At 59.5% G+C, this 20,855-nt stretch carries 23 protein-coding genes; 17 read left to right on the top strand and 6 right to left on the bottom strand.

The window, feature by feature from the left end; all coding sequences use genetic code 11:
* The first annotated feature begins 3 nt into the window (after positions 1-3).
* From ACOQOQ_RS15880 to ACOQOQ_RS15800, 17 genes are all read left to right on the top strand, one after another.
* Positions 4-582, top strand: a complete 579-nt coding sequence (locus tag ACOQOQ_RS15880) for a thioredoxin family protein (protein ID WP_420567948.1) — start codon at positions 4-6, stop codon at positions 580-582.
* Between the two features lie 119 nt (positions 583-701).
* Entirely contained in the window at positions 702-1,175 is a 474-nt protein-coding gene (gene soxX, locus ACOQOQ_RS15875) for a sulfur oxidation c-type cytochrome SoxX (protein ID WP_420567947.1), read from the top strand.
* A 29-nt stretch (positions 1,176-1,204) separates the two neighbouring features.
* Positions 1,205-1,621, top strand: a complete 417-nt coding sequence (gene soxY / locus ACOQOQ_RS15870; RefSeq protein ID WP_420567946.1) for a thiosulfate oxidation carrier protein SoxY — start codon at positions 1,205-1,207, stop codon at positions 1,619-1,621.
* 21 nt (positions 1,622-1,642) lie between these two features.
* Complete coding sequence (gene soxZ / locus ACOQOQ_RS15865) at positions 1,643-1,972, top strand: thiosulfate oxidation carrier complex protein SoxZ (RefSeq protein WP_420567945.1); 330 nt, start codon at positions 1,643-1,645, stop codon at positions 1,970-1,972.
* A 66-nt stretch (positions 1,973-2,038) separates the two neighbouring features.
* The gene (gene soxA / locus ACOQOQ_RS15860) at positions 2,039-2,893 is read left to right on the top strand and encodes a sulfur oxidation c-type cytochrome SoxA (protein ID WP_420567944.1); all 855 of its coding nucleotides are present in this window, start codon (positions 2,039-2,041) and stop codon (positions 2,891-2,893) included.
* A 140-nt stretch (positions 2,894-3,033) separates the two neighbouring features.
* Positions 3,034-4,731, top strand: a complete 1,698-nt coding sequence (gene soxB, locus ACOQOQ_RS15855) for a thiosulfohydrolase SoxB (protein WP_420567943.1) — start codon at positions 3,034-3,036, stop codon at positions 4,729-4,731.
* A gap of 81 nt (positions 4,732-4,812) precedes the next feature.
* Positions 4,813-6,087 (top strand): sulfite dehydrogenase, encoded by a 1,275-nt coding sequence (gene soxC / locus ACOQOQ_RS15850; protein ID WP_420567942.1) that lies wholly within the window; start codon positions 4,813-4,815, stop codon positions 6,085-6,087.
* Complete coding sequence (locus ACOQOQ_RS15845; RefSeq protein ID WP_420567941.1) at positions 6,071-7,132, top strand: c-type cytochrome; 1,062 nt, start codon at positions 6,071-6,073, stop codon at positions 7,130-7,132. The genes soxC and ACOQOQ_RS15845 overlap by 17 nt, the downstream gene beginning before the upstream one ends.
* Positions 7,133-7,350: 218 nt before the next feature.
* The gene (locus ACOQOQ_RS15840; protein WP_420567940.1) at positions 7,351-8,067 is read left to right on the top strand and encodes a c-type cytochrome; all 717 of its coding nucleotides are present in this window, start codon (positions 7,351-7,353) and stop codon (positions 8,065-8,067) included.
* Between the two features lie 33 nt (positions 8,068-8,100).
* Positions 8,101-9,369 (top strand): FCSD flavin-binding domain-containing protein, encoded by a 1,269-nt coding sequence (locus ACOQOQ_RS15835; RefSeq protein ID WP_420567939.1) that lies wholly within the window; start codon positions 8,101-8,103, stop codon positions 9,367-9,369.
* Between the two features lie 77 nt (positions 9,370-9,446).
* Positions 9,447-10,670 carry a 5-aminolevulinate synthase gene (gene hemA, locus ACOQOQ_RS15830; protein ID WP_420567938.1) on the top strand — a complete coding sequence of 408 codons (1,224 nt, stop codon included), beginning with the start codon at positions 9,447-9,449 and terminating at the stop codon, positions 10,668-10,670.
* 178 nt (positions 10,671-10,848) lie between these two features.
* A complete protein-coding gene (locus ACOQOQ_RS15825; RefSeq protein ID WP_420567937.1) occupies positions 10,849-11,481 on the top strand; it encodes an ATP-dependent Clp protease proteolytic subunit in 633 nt (210 codons plus the stop codon).
* Positions 11,482-11,609: 128 nt separating this feature from the next.
* Positions 11,610-12,875 (top strand): ATP-dependent Clp protease ATP-binding subunit ClpX, encoded by a 1,266-nt coding sequence (gene clpX, locus ACOQOQ_RS15820; protein WP_420567936.1) that lies wholly within the window; start codon positions 11,610-11,612, stop codon positions 12,873-12,875.
* Between the two features lie 113 nt (positions 12,876-12,988).
* Positions 12,989-13,348 carry a RidA family protein gene (locus ACOQOQ_RS15815; protein ID WP_420567935.1) on the top strand — a complete coding sequence of 120 codons (360 nt, stop codon included), beginning with the start codon at positions 12,989-12,991 and terminating at the stop codon, positions 13,346-13,348.
* A 113-nt stretch (positions 13,349-13,461) separates the two neighbouring features.
* Entirely contained in the window at positions 13,462-13,845 is a 384-nt protein-coding gene (locus ACOQOQ_RS15810) for an NADH:ubiquinone oxidoreductase subunit NDUFA12 (protein WP_420567934.1), read from the top strand.
* A gap of 11 nt (positions 13,846-13,856) precedes the next feature.
* Positions 13,857-14,303, top strand: coding sequence for an outer membrane lipid asymmetry maintenance protein MlaD (gene mlaD, locus ACOQOQ_RS15805; RefSeq protein WP_420567933.1), 447 nt, complete (start codon positions 13,857-13,859; stop codon positions 14,301-14,303).
* Positions 14,300-14,698 carry a DUF2155 domain-containing protein gene (locus ACOQOQ_RS15800; protein ID WP_420567932.1) on the top strand — a complete coding sequence of 133 codons (399 nt, stop codon included), beginning with the start codon at positions 14,300-14,302 and terminating at the stop codon, positions 14,696-14,698. The genes mlaD and ACOQOQ_RS15800 overlap by 4 nt, the downstream gene beginning before the upstream one ends.
* Here the strand turns inward: ACOQOQ_RS15800 and aat are convergent.
* The 6 genes from aat to ACOQOQ_RS15770 all read right to left on the bottom strand — a co-directional run bounded on the left by aat (position 14,662) and on the right by ACOQOQ_RS15770 (position 20,852).
* A complete protein-coding gene (gene aat, locus ACOQOQ_RS15795; RefSeq protein ID WP_420567931.1) occupies positions 14,662-15,312 on the bottom strand; it encodes a leucyl/phenylalanyl-tRNA--protein transferase in 651 nt (216 codons plus the stop codon). The two genes, ACOQOQ_RS15800 and aat, sit on opposite strands and share 37 nt — an antisense overlap.
* Positions 15,313-15,360: 48 nt before the next feature.
* Positions 15,361-16,710: an acetyl-CoA carboxylase biotin carboxylase subunit gene (accC, locus tag ACOQOQ_RS15790; RefSeq protein ID WP_420567930.1), complete on the bottom strand. Its 1,350-nt coding sequence runs from the start codon at positions 16,708-16,710 to the stop codon at positions 15,361-15,363.
* 10 nt (positions 16,711-16,720) lie between these two features.
* Complete coding sequence (gene accB, locus ACOQOQ_RS15785) at positions 16,721-17,209, bottom strand: acetyl-CoA carboxylase biotin carboxyl carrier protein (RefSeq protein ID WP_420567929.1); 489 nt, start codon at positions 17,207-17,209, stop codon at positions 16,721-16,723.
* 170 nt (positions 17,210-17,379) lie between these two features.
* Positions 17,380-17,922, bottom strand: coding sequence for a LuxR C-terminal-related transcriptional regulator (locus ACOQOQ_RS15780; RefSeq protein ID WP_420567928.1), 543 nt, complete (start codon positions 17,920-17,922; stop codon positions 17,380-17,382).
* A 149-nt stretch (positions 17,923-18,071) separates the two neighbouring features.
* The gene (gene acs, locus ACOQOQ_RS15775; RefSeq protein WP_420567927.1) at positions 18,072-20,021 is read right to left on the bottom strand and encodes an acetate--CoA ligase; all 1,950 of its coding nucleotides are present in this window, start codon (positions 20,019-20,021) and stop codon (positions 18,072-18,074) included.
* Positions 20,022-20,096: 75 nt separating this feature from the next.
* Entirely contained in the window at positions 20,097-20,852 is a 756-nt protein-coding gene (locus ACOQOQ_RS15770; protein ID WP_420567926.1) for an ABC transporter ATP-binding protein, read from the bottom strand.
* Positions 20,853-20,855: the final 3 nt, after the last annotated feature.

The raw sequence follows: 20,855 nt of genomic DNA, 5'->3' as shown, positions 1-20,855 counted from the left end.
ACTATGAAACGACTGTTGATGACGATCGGCGCGGTGATCGCGCTGGCGCTGCCCGTATCGGCCGAGATCGGCGATGACGGGCTGCACAAGGAACCGTGGATGCGCGATACCTTCAAGGATCTGCGCGAAGACCTGGCCGAGGCCAACGCCGAGGGCAAGCGCTTTGCCGTGATGATCGAGCAGCGCGGCTGTATCTATTGCCGGAAAATGCACGAAGAAGTTTATGTAGATCCGGACTTGTCCAAATTCATCGAAGACAACTTTTTCGTGGTGCAACTGAACCTTCATGGCAGCGACACGGCGACCGATTTCGACGGCGAGGAAATGGCCCAATCCGACCTCATGCGTAAGTGGGGGATTCTGTTTACTCCGACCGTGGTTTTCCTGCCCGAAGAGGTCCCCGAGGGGGTTCAGGCCCCGCAGGCAGCGGTCGCAATCATGCCCGGAGCCTTCGCTAAAAGCACCACGACGGACATGTATACATGGGTCGCGGAAAAGCGGTACCTGCTTGAAAACGGGGAAGATTTCCAACGCTACCATGCGCGCCGAATCCAAGAGCGCAATAACGGTAAATCTGACTGACCTATCTGCGCAATAAATAAAAAAATTCACAACTGTGAATTTGTTGTTGCGTCCAGCGGTTCCGGTGAACTACGGTATACCGAGCTAGCACAGCCAAATAACTATCCATGGGAGGAATCATGCGGCTTACAACACTGACACTGGTGGCGAGTTTTGCTGCCGGGGCGGCCTTCGCCAATCCGGTTGCGCCCGCTGATGTAGTATTCACCGAAGATGGGGCCGTCGAGGCCTCGCTGACCGGTGCGCCGGGCAATGCAGATGCCGGTTTCGACGTGTTCTCGAACAAGAAAAAGGGCAACTGCGTTGCCTGCCATAACATCGAGGCACGGACCGATCTGACCTTCCCGGGCAATGTTGGCCCGATTTTGGATGGCGTCGGTGAAAACCGCTCTGTCGCCGAGCTGCGCGGTATTCTGGTGAACTCGAAAATGACCTTCGAAGGCACCGTTATGCCCGCGTATTACAAGGTTGATGGCTTCACTCGCCCCGGCGACGCCTACACCGGCAAAGCCGCCAAGGGCGCGCTGGACCCGCTGCTGTCCGCTGCGCAAATCGAAGATGTGATCGCTTTCCTGTCCACTCTGAAAGAGTGATCAGGGGCTGAAGACTTAAGGAGACAAACATGGAATTCTCAAGACGCGACACGCTGGCGCTTGGGCTGGGGGCAGCGGCTCTGACCGTTCTGCCGATCCAGGTCAACGCAGCATCCGAAGACGCCATCGCCGCCTTCACTGGTGGAGCAGATGTGGCCGAGGGCGGCGTTAACCTGACCGCACCGGAAATTGCTGAAAACGGCAACACCGTTCCGATTTCTGTCGATGCAGAAGGCGCCACCGCGATCATGCTGCTGGCCACCGGCAACCCGACCCCTGGCGTTGCGACCTTCAATTTCGGTGAACTGGCCGGCTCGCAAGCCGCCTCGACCCGTATCCGTCTGGCAGGCACCCAGGACGTCGTGGCGATCGCCAAGATGGCCGACGGTTCCTTCGCCAAGGCCAGCTCGACCGTCAAGGTCACCATCGGCGGCTGCGGCGGCTAATCAGGACAAGGAGACAAGACAATGGCATCTGGTGTAAAACCCCGCGTCAAGGCCCCCAAATCGGCCGCAGCAGGCGAAGCCGTTACGCTGAAGACCCTGATCAGCCACAAGATGGAATCAGGTCAGCGCAAGAACAAGGATGGCTCGGTCATCCCGCGTTCGATCATCAATCGCTTCACCTGCGAGTTCAACGGCAAGTCGGTCATCGACGTGACGCTGGAACCCGCGATTTCGACCAACCCTTACTTCGAATTCGAGGCCGTAATCCCCGAAGCAGGCGAGCTGAAGTTCACCTGGTACGATGATGACGGGTCGGTCTACGAGACCTCGAAGAAGGTCGCAATCGCATAATAATTCAGGTGACCTGTTTCGGCTCGTTGCATGGCCGGGACAGGTACACCACAGGGAGGAAGCTAGATGAAAATCAAGCACATGACCGCAGTTGCAGCTCTGGCGATGGCAATGCCCGCAATGGCGTTTGCCGACGCAGACGACGATAAGCTGGTCGTAAATGGCGAGCTGGAGCTTGTCACCAAAACCGCCGCACCCGCACACCTGTCGGACGCTTTGGACGAGGTGATGTCGGGCTGGCACTTCCGCTCGGATAACACTCAGGTGATGCAGGCGGACGATTTCGACAACCCGGGCATGCTGGCGGTCGAGGCCGCGATGGATGACTGGAACGCCGTTGAAGGATCCGAGGGCAAGTCCTGCGCATCCTGCCACGGTGACGCCGAAGACAGCATGAAAGGCGTGCGCGCCGTTTATCCCAAGTGGAACGACGGGGCCGAAGAGGTCCGCACGCTGGAAATGCAGATCAACGACTGCCGCGAGAACCGTATGGGCGCTGAAAAGCTGAAATACACCGCGGGCAAGCTGACCAACATGGTTGCTCTGATCAGCCTGCAATCGCGCGGAATGCCCGTCAATGTTGCGATCGACGGTCCCGCCGAGTCAACGTGGGAGCAGGGCAAAGAACTGTACTATACCCGCACCGGTCAGCTGGAATTGTCCTGTGCGAACTGCCACGAAGACAACTATGGCAACATGATCCGTGCAGACCACCTGAGCCAGGGCCAGATCAACGGTTTCCCGGCTTACCGCCTGAAAAACGCCAAGCTGAACTCGGTTCACGCGCGTTTCAAAGGCTGTGTGCGTGACACCCGCGCCGAAACCTACAGCCCCGGTAGCGCCGAGTTTGTTGCGCTGGAACTGTATGTCGCTAGCCGCGGCAACGGCCTGTCGGTCGAAGGCCCTTCGGTTCGTAACTGATCTATCGGCAGGAGCGGCGCTGGTCGCTCCTGCCTTCAAGAAGATCGCAACATATTGATATTTAAGGCCATTCATGGCCTGACCTCTGGCGTATTCGTCAGGGGATTGGGAACACTCTAACCGCTCGGAGTTATTGAGCTATGATCTCTCGCCGCGACTTTCTTCAGGTTTCGATGGCTGCGTCCGCCTTGTATGGCGCATCTGGTTTCGGTAATTGGGCCCGTCTGGCCGCTCAGCAGAAGCTGACCCAGGACGAGCTTTTGCAGTTCGACACGTTTGGCAACGTCTCGCTGATCCACGTCACCGATATTCACGCCCAGCTGAAACCGATCTACTTCCGCGAGCCCGAGATCAACCTGGGTGTTGGCGCCGCCAAGGGGCAGGTGCCCCACGTCACCGGTGCCGATTTCCGCAAGATGTACGGTGTCGCGGATGGCTCGGCCTCGGCCTATGCGCTGACCTATGATGATTTTTCGTCGCTGGCACAAACCTATGGCAAAGTCGGGGGTCTGGACCGCGTGTCCACCGTGATCAACTCGATCCGCGCCGAACGCCCTGATGCGCTGCTGCTGGATGGCGGCGATACCTGGCATGGCTCTTACACCTGCTATCACACCGAAGGCCAGGACATGGTCAACGTGATGAACGCGCTGAAACCCGATGCGATGACCTTCCACTGGGAATTCACCCTGGGCAGCGAACGCGTGCGCGAGATCGTTCAGGATCTGCCTTTTGCGGCTTTGGGTGCCAACATCTATGACGCTGAATGGGACGAACCCGCCGAGGATTTCGCTCCTTATAAGATGTTCGAGCGTGGGGGTGTGAAGATCGCTGTGATCGGTCAGGCCTTCCCTTATATGCCCATCGCCAACCCGCGCTGGATGTTCCCCGAATACTCGTTCGGTATCCGGGATGAACGGATGCAGGAAGTCGTCGAAGAGGTGAAAGCCGCCGGTGCCGAACTGGTCGTGCTGCTGAGCCACAACGGGTTCGACGTGGACAAAAAGATGGCCAGCCGTGTCAAAGGCATCGATGTGATCCTGTCGGGCCACACCCATGATGCTCTGCCCGAGCCGGTGCTGGTGGGTGAGACGATCATTATCGCTTCGGGCTCGAACGGTAAATTCGTCAGCCGCGTTGATCTGGACGTGCGCGAGGGCCGGATGATGGGCTTCCGCCACAAGCTGATCCCGATTTTCAGCGACGTGATCGAACCTGACGCCGCTGTGACCGCCGTAATCGACGAACAGCGCGCGCCCTATGAGGCCGCCATGTCCGAGGTGATCGGCAAGACCGACAGTCTGCTGTATCGCCGCGGGAACTTTAACGGGACCTGGGATGATCTGATCTGTGACGCCCTGCTAAGCGAACGCGAGGCCGACATCGCCATGTCGCCCGGTGTGCGCTGGGGTCCCAGTATTCTGCCCGGTCAAGACATCACTCGCGAAGACATCTGGAACGCGACTTCGATGACCTATGGTCAGGCCTATCGCACAGAAATGACTGGTGAATTCATCCATGTCATCCTTGAAGACGTGGCCGACAACCTGTTCAATACGGACCCGTATTATCAGCAGGGCGGCGACATGGTGCGCATCGGTGGCATGGGCTACAAAATCGACGTCAGCAAACCTCAGGGCGAGCGGATCAGTGACATGACCCTGCTGAAAACAGGCGAGCTGATCGACCCGGCCAAGACCTATCAGGTTGCCGGCTGGGCCAGCGTTAACGAAGGCACCGAGGGCCCGCAGATCTGGGACGTGGTCGAAAGCCACATCAAGAAAATGGGCACCGTAACCGTCAACCCGCATGACAACGTGAAAGTGGTGGGGGCCTAAGCCCCCGCGACCTTCTGGCACTTTATCGATTTAACAAATTCACTTAAATGAATTTGAGAATTCAAGAGGAGGCAAAGACAAATGACAGTCCGCTTCAAAGGTAAACAGCCCTCGCGACGCGCGTTCCTGAAAGGCACGCTGGCGTCCACTGCGGGCGCGGTTGCCGGCGCAGGGGCCGCTGGTGCGGCGACACCAGACCCGTTGATTACCGAAAAACAGGAATGGGCCATGGGCTTGGGCGACGGCGTTGACGCCACGCCTTATGGTCTGCCGATCCAATACGAAGGCGACGTGATCCGCCGCAACGTGGAATGGCTGACGGCTGACACGATCAGCTCGATCAACTTCACCCCGATCCACGCGCTGGACGGCACCATCACCCCGCAGGGCTGTGCGTTTGAGCGCCACCACTCGGGTGCGATTGATCTGAAGAAGGAAGATTTCCGCCTGATGATCAACGGTCTGGTGGATACGCCTCTGGTGTTTACCTACGAAGATCTGGAGCGCTTCCCGCGTGAAAACCGGACCTTCTTCCTGGAATGCGCGGCCAACACCGGCATGGAATGGGCGGGCTCGCAGCTGAACGGCGCGCAGTTCACCCACGGGATGATCCACAACATGGAATATTCCGGCATCTCGCTGCGTGCGCTGCTGGAAGAGGCCGGCGTGAAGCCCGAGGGCAAATGGGTCTATGTCGAAGGCGCGGATGCGTCCTCGAACGGGCGCTCGATCCCGCTGGAAAAGGCGCTGGACGACTGCATGATCGCCTTCAAGGCCAACGGCGAGGCGCTGCGCAAAGAGCACGGCTATCCCGCGCGTCTGGTCGTTCCCGGTTGGGAAGGCAACATGTGGGTCAAGTGGATCCGCCGCATCGAGGTGACCGATCAGGCCATCGAAAGCCGCGAGGAAACCTCCAAATACACCGACACGCTGGAAGACGGCACCAGCCGCAAATGGACTTGGGTCATGGACGCCAAATCGGTCGTCACAAGCCCCAGCCCGCAGTCGCCGATCAAGCACGGCCATGGCCCGCTGGTCATCACCGGCTTGGCATGGTCGGGCCGCGGCGCGATCACCCGCGTGGACGTGTCCAAGGACGGCGGCAAGACCTGGGAAACCGCCCGTCTGGCCAACCCCGGTCAGCCTATGGCTTTGACCCGCTTCTATCTGGATACCGAATGGAACGGTGAAGAGATGCTGCTGCAAAGCCGCTGCATGGACGACACCGGTTATGTTCAGCCAACCAAACACATGCTGCGTGACGTGCGCGGCGAAAACTCCATCTACCACAACAACTGCATTCAGACCTGGTGGGTCAAAGCGGACGGGGAGGCAGAGAATGTCGAAGTATCGTAATCTGTTGATCGGCTCGGCCATCGCTGCCATGACCGCCGTTCCGGCCTATGCCGGGAAAATGGGCCTGGGCCGACCCGCGCTGCCCGAGGAAGTTGCCGCCTGGGATCATGATATTTCGCCCGATGGCACCGGTCTGCCGGTTGGTTCCGGCTCGGTCGAAGATGGCGAAGTGATCTTTGTGGACAACTGTGCCGTCTGTCACGGTGAGTTCGCCGAGGGCGCTGGCAACTGGCCGAAACTGGCCGGTGGCGAGGGCAGCCTGGCCGACAAGGATCCGCTGAAGACCGTGGGGTCGTACTGGCCGTACCTGTCGACCGTCTATGACTATGTCCGCCGCTCTATGCCGTTTGGCGCCGCCCAGACCATGAGCGATGACGATGTCTATGCGATCACCGCCTATATTCTGTATTCGAACTATCTGGTCGAGGATGACTTCGTTCTGTCGAACGAGAACTTTCTGGACGTGGAAATGCCCAACGCTGGCGGGTTCATCGTGGATGACCGCGAAACCAGCGAAAAGCATTTCTGGACCGAGCCTTGCATGGAAAACTGCAAGGAAGGTGAGGTCAAGATCACTATGCGCGCAGCTGTTCTGGACGTGACCCCAGAAGAGGATAAGCCTACCGAGGCCAAGGCCGAAGCTCCGATGGAAGAGGCCAAGGCCGAACCCGCCCCTGCGCCCGAACCAGAAGCCAAGCCCGAACCCGCCATGGCAGCACTGGACCCCGAGCTGGTGAAAGCTGGTGAGAAGGTCTTTAAGAAGTGCAAATCCTGCCATCAGGTGGGCGAAGGCGCCAAGAACAAGACCGGCCCGCATCTGAATGATGTGATGGGTCGGACGCTGGGCAGCATCGACGGGTTCAAATACTCGCAAACCATGGTTACCATGGGCGAAGAAGGCACCGTCTGGAACGAAGAAACCATGGCTCAGTTTCTGGCCAAGCCCAAGACATTCGTGAAGAAAACCAAGATGTCCTTTGCCGGCCTGAAAAAGGAAAACGACATCGTGGCGATCACGGAATATCTGAAATCCCTGTCGCAATAAGCGCCAGGTAAGGGGGGCGGGTTTCCTGCCCCCTTTAAGACCATGTTGAGGGGCGTGGTCCAAAACGTTGGTAAGACCGGGAGGAGGCCATGCCAGCATTTGCACGAACAACCTTGGGGCTGCGTTTTGCGCGGTTGCGGGTTTTGTTGGCCCTTCGCTCTCCCGGAGACATGAAAGACAGTGGTTCCGATTTGGGGCCGCACAAGGGAGACGCGCGTATGTTCACCAAATGGATCAAGTCCGCCGGGCTGGTTGCCGGATTGATCTTTGTCAGCTCTGCCGCGATGGCCGACCAGATCGGCGATGTGGAAAACGGAGCCAAGGTATTCAAGAAATGCTCTGGTTGCCACCAGGTGGGGCAGGGGGCCAAGAACCGGGTCGGGCCGCATCTGAACGGCATTTTCGGGCGCAAGGCTGCGACCGTCAGCGAAGATTTCAAATACTCCAAGGGTTTGCGCCGCGCGGGTGCCGATGGGCTGGTCTGGTCGTTGGACAAGCTGGACGCCTATCTGGAAAACCCCAAGGCGCTGGTGACCGGTACCCGGATGAGTTTTCGAGGGCTAAAGGACGAGCAGGATCGTCGCGATGTGCTGGCCTATCTGCGTCAGTTCTCGGACAACCCGGCCAACATCCCCGAGGCGCAGCCGACGCAGGTCCCACCCGAGGTGGAATTGCCGCCGGAAATTCTGGCCATTGTCGGGGACCCTGACTATGGCGAATACTTGGCCAGCGAATGCACCACCTGCCACCAGCGCAGCGGGGCCGACGAGGGCATCCCCTCGATCACGCATTGGCCGGTCGAAGATTTCGTCATCGCCATGCATGCCTACAAACGCAAGATCCGTCCTCATCCGGTGATGCAGATGATGGCCGGCCGCTTGTCGGACGAAGAGATTGCGGCCCTGGCCGCGTACTTCAAGGATCTTGAAGGATGAACAAGGTCCGTCACTCATAAGGGAGGAAGACTTATGACATTCAACAGAAGAGCTTTTATCGGGACTGGTGTTGCCGCCGCGGCCGCGCTGTCTGCGCCCGCCGTACGTGCGGGCAGCCACGGCAAACCGCGTGTGGTGATCGTCGGTGGGGGTGCTGGCGGGGCCACGGCCGCGCGTTACATCGCCAAAGACAGCAAGGGTGCGATTGACGTCACTTTGGTGGAACCCACGCGGCAGTACTACACCTGCTTCTTCTCGAACCTGTATATTGGCGGCTTCCGCCAGCTGAGCTCGATCGGGCACAGCTATGGCACCCTGGCCAGCCAGTATGGCGTGAACGTGGTGCATGACTGGGCCGTGGGTATTGATAACGACGCGAAAACCGTGTCGCTGGCGGGCGGGGCCAAGCTGCCCTATGACCGCCTGATCCTGTCGCCCGGCATCGATTTCGTTGACGGCGCGGTGCCCGGCTGGGACGTGACCAAGCAGAACAAGATGCCCCATGCCTATAAGGCAGGCTCGCAGACCGAACTGCTGAAAGCGCAGATCGAGGCGATGCCTCAGGGCGGGACCTTTGCGATGATCGCGCCGCCGAACCCCTTCCGTTGCCCGCCCGGCCCATACGAGCGGGTCAGCATGGTCGCGCATCTGCTGAAGAACATTAACCCGACGGCGAAAATCCTGATTGCCGATCCCAAGCCGAAATTCTCGAAAATGGCGCTGTTCCAGGAAGGCTGGGCGAACCACTATGACGGGATGATCGAATGGGTCGGCCCCGATTTCGGGGGTGGCAATGTCGAGGTGAATGCGGACGAAATGACCGTCAGCATTGACGGCGAGGTGACCAAGGTTGACGCCTGCAACGTGATCCCCGCGATGAAGGCCGGCAAAATCTGCGACATGGCCGGCATCACCGAAGGCAACTGGGCGCCCGTTTCGGGCCACACCATGCAAAGCCGCATTGACCCGAACATCCACGTTCTGGGCGATGCGACGAACCAGGGTGACATGCCGAAATCCGGCTTCTCGGCCAATAGCCAAGCCAAGGTGGCAGCCATGGCCGTACGCGGCGCGCTAACCGGATCGAAGGTGTTCCCGGCGAAGTTCTCTAATACTTGTTGGTCATTGATCGACACTGATGATGGCATCAAAGTGGGCGCGTCCTACCAGGCCACGGATGAGAAAATCGCCAAAGTTGATGGTTTTATCAGCAAAACGGGCGAAGATGCCGCACTGCGCAAGGCGACATACGAGGAATCGGTAGGCTGGTACGCCGGTATCACTAATGATATGTTCGGCTGAACGCCAAAAGATCTGTTTCTGGTCCCCTCGGGGGCCAGAGGCACCGACGAACAGGAACTAAGGAAGACCTAGACGGCATGGACTACCAGGGATTTTTTACCGAGTCGCTCACGAAGCTGCGCGAAGAAGGCAACTATCGCGTATTCGCCGATCTGGAACGGCACTTGGGCGCGTTCCCCAAGGCGACTTTCCGCAACGAAGGTGACGCGAAAGACGTCACCATCTGGTGCTCGAACGACTATCTGGGCATGGGGCAGCATCCTGACGTGCTGTCGGCCATGCATGCCGCGCTGGATCGCAGCGGCGCAGGTGCGGGCGGCACCCGTAACATCAGCGGCACCACCCATGATCATGTTGAGCTGGAGGCCGAGCTGGCCGACCTGCATGGCAAAGAGGCCGCGCTGCTGTTCACCTCGGGCTATGTGTCCAACTGGGCGACGCTGGGCACGCTGGGCGCGAAAATTCCCGGTCTGGTGATCCTGTCGGACGCGCTGAACCATGCCTCGATGATCGAGGGCATCCGCCACTCCAAGGCGCAGCGCATTGTCTGGAAACACAACGATCTTGAGGACCTTGAGGCGCATCTGCAATCGCTGCCTTTGGAACAACCCAAGCTGATCGCGTTTGAATCCGTCTATTCGATGGATGGTGACATTGCCCCGATCGAGGCGATCTGCGATCTGGCCGATAAATACAACGCCATGACCTATATCGACGAAGTGCACGCGGTTGGCATGTACGGCGCCCATGGTGGCGGTGTGGCCGAACGCGAAGGTCTGATGGACCGCATCGACATCATCGAAGGCACGCTGGGCAAGGCGTTCGGCGTTGTCGGCGGCTATATCACCGGCACCAAGGAACTGGTCGATTTCATCCGCAGCTTTGCCAGCGGGTTCATCTTTACCACCGCGCTGCCGCCGCATGTGGCCGCCGGTGCCGTGGCCTCGATCCGGCATTTGAAACAGTCGGATCAGGAACGTCAGGGCCAGCAGGCGCGCGTGGCCGAGCTGCGCACGCGTCTGGACGGGATCGGCATCCCGCATATCCCGAACCCCAGCCACATCATTCCGGTGATGGTGGGCGATCCGGTGAAGTGCAAGTTCATCTCGGACCGACTGATGGCTGATCACGGGATCTATATCCAGCCGATCAACTATCCCACCGTCCCCAAGGGCACCGAGCGTTTGCGGATCACCCCGTCGCCCGTCCATTCCGCCGAGGATATGGATCGTCTGGTTGGTGCGCTGGAAACGCTGTGGGCCGAATGCCACCTGGCGCGCCGTCCGATGGCCGCCCAGTAAACCTGATCTGTGGAATTGAATCGAAGCCGGGGGTGCCCAAAGCGCCTCCGGTTTTTTCTTGTGCCAAGGTCGCGGGAACTAATTCAGGGCTATGCCCTTGCAGCCCCCCCGGCGCAACACTAAGACTCTGTTAGCACCAGGTGCGTAAAGGTGCGGTATCAACAGCAGGCGAGCGGATATGAAAGACCCTTTTGAGACATATATGAACACCCTGGTCCCGATGGTTGTGGAACAAACCAGCCGGGGCGAACGTGCATACGACATCTTCTCGCGCCTGTTGAAGGAGCGGATCATCTTCCTGAACGGCCCCGTGCATGATGGCATGTCCAGCCTGATCGTGGCGCAGCTGCTGCACCTTGAGGCGGAAAACCCGTCTAAGGAAATCAGCATGTATATCAACAGCCCCGGTGGCGTTGTGACCTCGGGCCTGTCGATCTATGACACCATGCAGTACATCAAACCTAAAGTGTCGACGCTGGTGATCGGCCAGGCGGCCTCGATGGGCTCGCTGCTGCTGACGGCTGGTGAGGCCGGGATGCGTTTCAGCCTGCCCAACAGCCGCGTGATGGTGCACCAGCCCTCGGGCGGGTACCAGGGTCAGGCAACGGACATCATGATCCATGCCGAAGAGACGCTGAAGCTGAAAAAGCGCCTGAACGAGATTTACGTCAAGCACACTGGTCGCACCTATAAAGAGGTTGAAACCGGGCTGGAGCGCGACAACTTCATGTCGCCCGAGGAAGCCAAGGACTGGGGTTTGATCGACGAGATCGTGACCAACCGCGCCAAAGCGGCTGACGAAGAGGCATAAGCAACCAGCGCCCCGGCTTCCAGATCACACATGATCACTCCGGGGCGTTTTTGACATTGTGGCCGCCCGCAGGCTGCCATAAGCTTGATGACCAATGATGATGCAAGACGAGGCCTGAAAGGGAGACCATGGCGAACAACTCCGGCGGCGACAGCAAGAATACACTGTATTGCAGCTTCTGCGGCAAAAGCCAGCACGAGGTCCGCAAGCTGATTGCCGGGCCCACCGTGTTCATCTGCGATGAATGCGTCGAACTTTGCATGGATATCATCCGCGAAGAAACTAAGACCGCAGGCCTGAAATCCGGCGAAGGTGTTCCCACTCCGCAAGACATCTGCAGCGTTCTGGATGACTACGTGATCGGTCAGGCAATGGCCAAGCGCGTGCTGTCTGTCGCTGTGCACAACCACTATAAGCGTCTCAACCACTCGCAAAAAAACGGCGAGATTGAGCTGAGCAAATCCAACATCTTGCTGATCGGCCCCACGGGTTGCGGTAAGACCCTGCTGGCGCAGACGCTGGCGCGCATTCTGGATGTACCGTTTACCATGGCTGACGCTACCACCCTGACCGAGGCCGGTTATGTGGGTGAAGACGTGGAAAACATCATCCTCAAGCTGCTGCAGGCCAGCGAATACAACGTCGAACGCGCGCAGCGCGGCATCGTCTATATCGACGAGGTCGACAAGATCACCCGCAAGTCGGAAAACCCCTCGATCACCCGCGACGTGTCGGGCGAGGGCGTGCAGCAAGCGTTGCTGAAACTGATGGAAGGCACCGTTGCCAGCGTTCCCCCGCAAGGCGGCCGCAAGCATCCGCAGCAGGAATTCCTGCAAGTGGACACGACCAATATCCTGTTCATCTGCGGCGGCGCTTTCGCGGGCCTTGACCGGATCATCAAGCAACGCGGCAAGGGCTCGGCGATGGGTTTTGGCGCGGATGTGCGTGATGATAGCGACGAGGGCGTGGGCGAAACCTTCAAGAGCCTCGAGCCTGAGGATCTTCTGAAATTCGGTCTGATCCCGGAATTCGTTGGCCGTCTGCCCGTCATCGCGACGCTGGAAGATCTGGATCAAGACGCGCTGGTCACCATCCTGACCCAGCCCAAGAACGCCCTGGTCAAACAATACCAGCGCCTGTTCGAGCTGGAAGACGCGCAGCTGACCTTTACCGATGACGCGCTGGCGGCCATCGCCAAACGCGCGATCGAGCGGAAAACCGGCGCGCGCGGCCTGCGATCGATCCTCGAAGATATCCTGCTGGACACGATGTTCGATTTGCCCAGCATGGAAAACGTCACCGAGGTAGTGGTGAACGAAGAGGCCGCGACCTCGGCTGCGAAACCGCTGATGATCTTTGCCGAAGGCCAAGCCGAAGAAGCCAGCGCCAGCTAAACCCTGCGGCACCTGAGACAAAAGCCCGGTATCCTGCACGGATGCCGGGCTTTTCTGTCTTGCCGCCCGCGCCGTGCAATCGTATCGCTGGGGCAAGATGAAGGAGAGCAATCATGACCATCAAACGCATTCATTCCGGCGGCGAATTCGAAGCCAAGATCGGCTATTGCCGTGCTGTTGTTGCGGGCGGGTTCGTCCATGTGGCGGGCACCGTCGGGCAGGGCGATACCGTGCAGGAACAGTGCCGCGCCGCGCTGGATACGATCAAGGGCGCGCTGGAGCAGGCAGGCTCGACCTTGGCGGACGTGGTTCGTGTGAACTACTACCTGCCCGATGCGGCCGAATTTGAACCCTGCTGGCCGATTCTGTCCGAGACATTCGGTGCCAATCCCCCGGCGGCGACCATGATCGAGTGTAACCTGATCGACCCCAAATACCGGATCGAGATCGAAGTCACCGCGTTGGCGCATTAAGATCACGGCCCGTCGCGAAAACTTGCGCATCTGCGGCATTGGCGGCGGGCCCTGCCACTGGACCTTTGGCACAAATTCGGTCATATCAGGACCAAGGCATTTTGGAGAGACCCATGGGTATTCTGAACACCATCCTCAGCGCAGTCACCTGGTGGAACGGCGGTACGATCAACACCCGTCTGTACACCGCACGCAAAGGCGTGAAAGTCGGCGAGGACGAGCAGGGCAACACCTACTATCGCAGCGTGGACGGCAAGCGCCGTTGGGTCATGTATAACGGCGAGATTGAAGCCAGTCGCATCAGCCCAGATTGGCACGGCTGGCTGCACCACACCTTCAAGGATGCACCAAGCGACAAGCCTTTTGTACATAAGGACTGGGAAAAGCCGCACCAGGAAAACCTGACCGGCTCGGCCTTGGCTTATGCGCCCAAGGGCTCGATCCGTCGCGTTGAACCCGCGCCGCGCGCCGATTACGAGGCGTGGACGCCCGAATAAGGGGCTTTTCAATGTCTGAACACAAGACCGAAGCCTTTGTTGGGGGCGTCGTGCTGGCCGTGGCCATTGGCTTTGTCGCCTATGCAGGTCAAATCACCGGATTTACCAAACAGACAACAGGCTACGAGCTGGGCGCATCGTTCCGCTCGGCCGAGGGCGTGACCGTGGGCACCGATGTGCGTCTGGCTGGCGTTAAGATCGGCACGGTGACCGCGCTGGATCTGAACCCGCAGACTTTCCGCGCCGACACCAAGTTTTCTGTTGCCGAAGGGATCGAGATCCCCGATGACAGCGCCGTTGTGGTCGCCTCAGAAGGGTTGCTGGGCGGCAATTTCGTGGAAATCGTACCCGGTGGATCGCCCTTCAACTTCGCCCCCGGCGACGAGATCGAGGACACGCAAGGGGCCGTTTCGCTTGTTGCGCTGCTGATGAAATTCGTATCCGGGAGCAGCGAATGAAGCGGCTGCTGACCCTGCTGTTGCTTTGTGCCGCGCCCGTGCAGGCACAGGATGATCCCGGTAATGGCGTCAGTCTGGAAATTGAAAACGTCGACGGGGTCGCGACAGGCGCAGGCGCCATTTTGCGCGGTCTGGACAAGGTCAATGCCGAGTTTCAGGACATCGAGATACTCAATGGCACCAGCGTCCGTTATGAGCGTCTGGTGATTGATCTGGGCGAATGCCGCTATCCTGAAAATAACCCTGCTGGCGACGCCTATGCCTTTTTGACCATCCGTGATCAGGGTGCAGCGGAACCAGTGTTCCAGGGTTGGATGCTGGCCTCGTCACCCGCGCTGAACGCGCTGGATCATTCGCGCTATGACGTGTGGGTGTTGCGCTGTAAAACCTCCTGAGCAGAGGCAGGCAGCGGCGGGTCGGTGAAATCTGCATCGTGCTCAAGCGCGTCTTCCAGCAACCGATGATACTGTGCGCGCGGGATTTCGATGGCCCCCAGCGAGGCCAGATGCGGCGTGATGAACTGCGTATCAAAGAGGGAAAAACCCGCCAAATTCAGCCGGTCCACCAGATAAGCCAGCGCGATTTTTGACGCGTCGGTGCGGCGCGAAAACATGCTTTCCCCGAAAAACGCACCGCCCAGAGTGACGCCATAGACCCCGCCAACCAGGATATCGCCTTCGTAAACCTCCAGCGAGTGGGCAAAGCCCAAGGCGTGTAACTGACTGTAAAGAAAAAATATTTCGTCGTTTATCCAGGTTTCTTCCCGGTCGGCGCAGCCTTGCACTACGCCGGCAAAGTCGCTGTTGATCCGGATAGAGAACTCCTCGCGTCGCAGACGCCGGGCCAGGCTGCGCGAGATATGAAACTTGTCCAAGGGAAAGATGCCACGACGGCGCGGATCGACCCAGAAAATCTCGGGATCGTCACGGGTTTCGGCCATGGGAAACACGCCCGAGGCATAGGCGTTCAGCAGCAGTTCCGGGGTCAGGATCGTGTCGTCCTTGGCCATGCCTTGTCCGTAGAAAAAAGGCCGGGCCACGGTGGCCCGGCCATGAAATCACTCGGCCAGATTGGTTTCCAACCAGTGTTCCAGCCAGTGGATGTTGTAGTTGCCGCTGTGGATGTCTTCTTCTTGCAGAAGCGCGTGAAACAGCGGCACGGTGGTGTCGATGCCGTCAATGATCAACTCGCCCAGGGCGCGGTTCAGCCGCGCCAGGGCTTCGGGCCGGTCGCGCCCGTGCACGATCAGTTTGCCAATCAGCGAGTCGTAATAGGGCGGGATCGAGTAGCCATCATAGAGCGCCGAATCCATCCGCACACCAAGGCCACCGGGGGCATGGAAATGCGAGATTTTACCGGGGCAGGGGGCGAAGTTCGGCAGTTTTTCAGCGTTGATCCGCACCTCGATGGCGTGGCCGTTGATTTCCAGATCGTCCTGGGTAAAGGACATCGGCAGCCCCTCGGCCACGCGGATCTGTTCGCGGACCAGATCGACGCCGAAAATGCCCTCGGTCACGGGGTGTTCCACCTGCAGGCGGGTGTTCATCTCGATGAAATAGAACTCGCCCTTTTCGTACAGGAATTCCACGGTGCCGGCGCCGCGATAGCCCATTTTGCCGATGGCATCCGCGCAGACCTTGCCGATCTTGGCGCGCTCTTCGGGGGTGATGCAGGGGCCCGGAGCCTCTTCAAAGACCTTCTGGTGGCGGCGCTGCAAAGAACAGTCGCGCTCGCCCAGATGCACACCCGTGCCCTTGCCGTCACCAAAGACCTGGATCTCGATGTGGCGGGGGGTGGTCAGGTATTTCTCAATATAGACTTCGTCATTGCCAAATGCGGCCTTGGCCTCGCTGCGCGCTGTGCGGAAGGCGTTCTCCATCTCGCTTTCATCATTGGCCACTTTCATGCCGCGGCCACCGCCGCCAGCCGTGGCCTTGATGATCACGGGATAGCCGAATTCGGCGCCGATCTTCTTGGCATCTTCGACAGTGGGCACACCGCCAGCCGAGCCGGGAACGACCGGAATACCCAGATCCGCGGCGGTTTCCTTGGCCGTGATCTTGTCACCCATGATGCGGATGTGTTCCGCGGTCGGGCCGATGAAGGTGATGTCGTGGTCTTCCAGGATCTGCACAAAGTTGGCGTTTTCCGACAGGAAGCCATAGCCGGGGTGGATCGCCTGCGCGCCGGTGATTTCACAGGCCGAGATGATCGCCGGGATCGACAGGTAGCTTTGCGTCGAAGAGGGCGGGCCAATGCAGACGGCCTCGTCGGCCATGCGCACATGCATCGCGTCGGAATCGGCGGTCGAGTGGACCGCGACGGACTTGATGCCCATTTCACGGCACGCGCGGATCACGCGCAGCGCGATCTCACCTCGGTTTGCAATCAGGATTTTATCGAACATGGCGCGGCCCTTATTCGATGATCATCAGCGGTGCGCCGAATTCCACGGCGCTGGAATCCTCGACCAGGATACGTTTCACGGTGCCGGATTTGGGCGCCGGGATGTGGTTCATGGTTTTCATCGCTTCGATGATCAGCAGGGTGTCGCCCTCTTTGACTTGGGCGCCAACGCTGACAAAGGCGGGCGAGCCCGGCTCGGCCTGCAGATACACAGTGCCCACCATGGGCGAGGTCACGGCGCCGGGGTGGCTGACAGGGTCTTCAGAGGACGAGGCAGCAGGCGCGGCGGCGGGGGCTGCGGCGGCAACAGGTGCGGGCGCTGCGGCGACGGGGGCAGCAACTTGCGTGACGATTTCCTGCGCGCGGCTGACGCGGACGTTCAGGCTGTCGTTATCGCCATATTCGCGCATCACTTCCAGCTCGGTCAGATCGTTTTCCGTAAGCAGTTCTGCCAGCGCCTGGATAAAGGCCACGTCTGCGTCTTGATTTTTCTTAGTCATTGTATCCTCGACCGTTTGCGGGTGGCCACGTTGAGGCGCAGCCCTGTGCTCTTCCGCGCGCGTTATAGGTTAAGTTTTGCGCAACGGAAAGCTTTCTTCTGGCAGGAAATGTGGGGGTTTTGCGCGCAGAATTCGAGGGGAAAATTGCACGAAAGTCGTATTTCCTTTGATCAAAGCGGCATTCCGGACAGTTTGGCCACCAGTTCCGCTAGTTTGCGGGCCTGGAACTTCTCCAAAAGCCGGGCACGGTACAATTCGACCGTGCGATAGGACAGGTCCAATTCCTTGCCGACCTCTTTGCTGGTCATGCCGCGGCAAGTCAGGATAGCTACCTCGCGTTCGCGCTGGGTCAATTCCACGATGGGACGTTCTTGCGACAGGTCAGACAAAGACCAAATGCCACGCAGGAATGGGTCTTCGGGGGTTAGGGACTGTCCGCGAACCCGGCACCAGAACAGCTCGCCCGAGCGTCGCCGCATGACACGTTCATCAGAATACCGCCCGGTCTTGCGCATCTGCGCCAACCCGCGCTTGCCGATTTTCTCGTAATCTTCTTTCGAGGCATAGAAATTCGCAAAGGGCTCGCCTTGGAAATCAGCCATCTGGCCACCGAAAATCTGCGCGAACTCGCGGTTACACCCCGAGATGATCCGGTTTTCCAGCATGCACAGCCCTACGGGGGCGTATTCAAAGGCAAGATCACTAAGCTCCATGGCGCAGGTATGCCCGGTTTTGCACGGTGATGCAAAGCGGTGCGGCCATGTGCACTTGCCTGAGAGTGCCAAAAAAGACCGCTCCAAATTAATGGAGCGGCCCAGGAGGGGGATCGGGGCCTTGCGGCCCTGACCACTGGAGAGATCGTTCAGCTCTTATTCATTCTGTTTTCGATGAGGTCGTCGACGACGGAGGGGTCAGCGAGTGTTGAGGTGTCGCCGAGGGATCCATAGTCGTTTTCTGCGATTTTGCGCAGGATGCGGCGCATGATCTTGCCCGAGCGGGTTTTCGGCAGACCGGGCGACCATTGGATCAGGTCGGGTGCGGCGATCGGGCCGATTTCCGTGCGGACCCAGGTACGCAGTTCCTTGCGCAGCTCCTCGGTGGGTTCCACGTCGTTCATCAGGGTGACATAGCAGTAAATGCCCTGGCCCTTGATGTCATGCGGATAGCCAACCACGGCGGCCTCGGCCACCTTGGCGTGGGCGACCAGCGCGCTTTCGACCTCGGCGGTGCCCATGCGGTGGCCCGACACGTTGATCACGTCATCGACGCGGCCGGTGATCCAGAAGTCACCATCGGCGTCGCGGCGGCAGCCGTCACCGGCAAAATAGTAGCCCTTGTAATCCGAGAAATAGGTCTTCTCGAACCGTTCGTGATCGCCCCAGACGGTGCGCATCTGGCTCGGCCAGCTGTCGGCGATACACAGCACGCCCTCGGTCGGGTAATCGGTGATCTCTTCGCCGGTATGCGGGTCCAGAACCACGGTTTTGACGCCAAAGAAGGGCTTCATCGCCGAGCCGGGCTTCAGCGCGTGGGCGCCGGGCAGCGGGGTCATCATGTGGCCGCCGGTTTCGGTCTGCCACCAGGTGTCCACGATCGGGCAGTTGCCCTTGCCGACATTGTCATTGTACCAGTTCCAGGCCTCGGGGTTGATGGGTTCACCCACCGAGCCCAGAACCTTCAGGTCGCTCAGATCGTATTTTTCCACCCATTCGGTGCCCTGGCCCATCAGGGCGCGGATCGCGGTGGGGGCAGTGTAGAACTGGTTCACCTTGTGCTTTTCACACACGGCCCAGAACCGGCCCGCATCCGGATAGGTCGGCACACCTTCGAACATGATCGTGGTCGCGCCATTGGCCAGCGGACCATAGACGATATAGCTGTGGCCGGTGACCCAGCCCACATCCGCGGTACACCAGAAGATATCGCCCTCGTGATAATCAAAGACGATCTCGTGGGTCATCGAGGCATAGACCAGGTACCCGCCGGTGCAATGCACGACGCCCTTGGGCTGACCGGTCGAGCCCGAGGTATACAGGATGAACAGCGGATCCTCGGCGTTCATCTCGGCCGGCTTGGAGTAATCATCCGCCTCCAGCGCCAGTTCGTTATAGTCATAGTCACGACCGTCAACCCAGGTGGTCTGACCTCCGGTGCGTTTTACGACAAGACACTTAACAGTGTCCTTACAGTGCAGCAGCGCCTCGTCAGCGTTGGATTTCAGCGGGGTCTGACGGCCACCGCGCGGCGCGTAGTCAGCGGTGATCAGAACCTTGGCGTCACAGCCGTTCACACGGGCCGCCAGCGCGTCCGGGCTGAAGCCCGCGAACACGATCGAGTGGATCGCACCGATGCGCGCACAGGCCAGCATCGCATAGGCCGCCTCGGGGATCATCGGCAGATACAGGATGACCCGGTCGCCCTTGCGCACGCCCATGTCTTCCAGAATGTTGGCCATCTTGCAAACGCTGGCATGCAGCTGCTTATAGGTGATGTGCAGCGCCTCTTCGGCCGGATCATCGGGTTCGAAAATGATCGCCGTCTGATCACCGCGGGTTTCCAAATGACGGTCGATGCAGTTGGCCGCAACGTTCAGCGTGCCGTCCTCGTACCACTTGATCGAGACATTGCCCGGCTCAAAGCTGGTATTCTTTACCTTCGTGTAAGGCTTGATCCAGTCCAGACGCTTGCCATGCTCGCCCCAGAACGCATCAGGATCAGCCATCGAGGCCTCATACATCGCGTCATATTTCGCTCCATCAACATGCGCGCCGGACGCAAAGGATGCAGGTACTGGGATAATGGGGTCGGACATGGGTTACCTCGAATGGTTAGGGGGGATTTGAAGGCCCGCCCCAGCAAGCAGCAGGGTAGGGCGGGCCTGTCCGGCCTAGATGGCCAGATACTCTTCTCGTAGTTCCTTATTCTCCAGAACTTCGGCGGCCGAGCCGTCAAATACCACGGTGCCGGTGTCCAGGATCACCGCGCGGTCTGCCAATTCCAGAGCGCGCACAGCGTTCTGTTCGACGATCACGGTGGTGATGCCCTGTTCCTTGATCTTGCGCAGGGTGCGCTCGATCTCGTCGACAATCACGGGGGCCAGGCCTTCATAGGGTTCGTCCAGCAGCAGGACCTTGATGTCCCGAGCCAGCGCACGGGCGATGGCCAGCATCTGCTGTTCGCCGCCCGACAGGGTCACACCTTCCTGGTTGCGGCGTTCACCCAGACGGGGGAACAGCTCGTACAGGCGTTCGATCGACCAGCCCAGGGGCGGGGCGATCTGGGCCAGCTTCAGGTTTTCCTCGACCGTAAGGCCCGGAATGATCCGACGGTCTTCGGGAACAAGAGCCATGCCTTTCTGGCTGGCCTGATAGCTGGCCATGGTATGCAGCGGCTGGTGATCCAGCCAGACCTCGCCCTTGTTGATCTGCGGATCATCCAGACGGGCAATCGCGCGCAGGGTCGAGGTTTTGCCAGCACCGTTGCGCCCCAGAAGAGCGAGGATCTCGCCTTCGTGGACGTTGAAGCTGACGCCTTGCACGATGTAACTCTCGCCGTAATAGGCGTGAATGTCCCAGACCGACAGATAGGCCGGGGCGGTTTCGGCAAGGTTGCGACCCTTAGAGAAATCAGGTTTGACGTTCATGGT

Source organism: Thalassovita sp., from assembly GCF_965218685.1.
In the GTDB taxonomy this organism is placed as follows: domain Bacteria; phylum Pseudomonadota; class Alphaproteobacteria; order Rhodobacterales; family Rhodobacteraceae; genus Thalassobius.
Note: the sequence above shows the minus strand (reverse complement) of the source record. Positions and strands in the feature narration are given on the sequence as shown.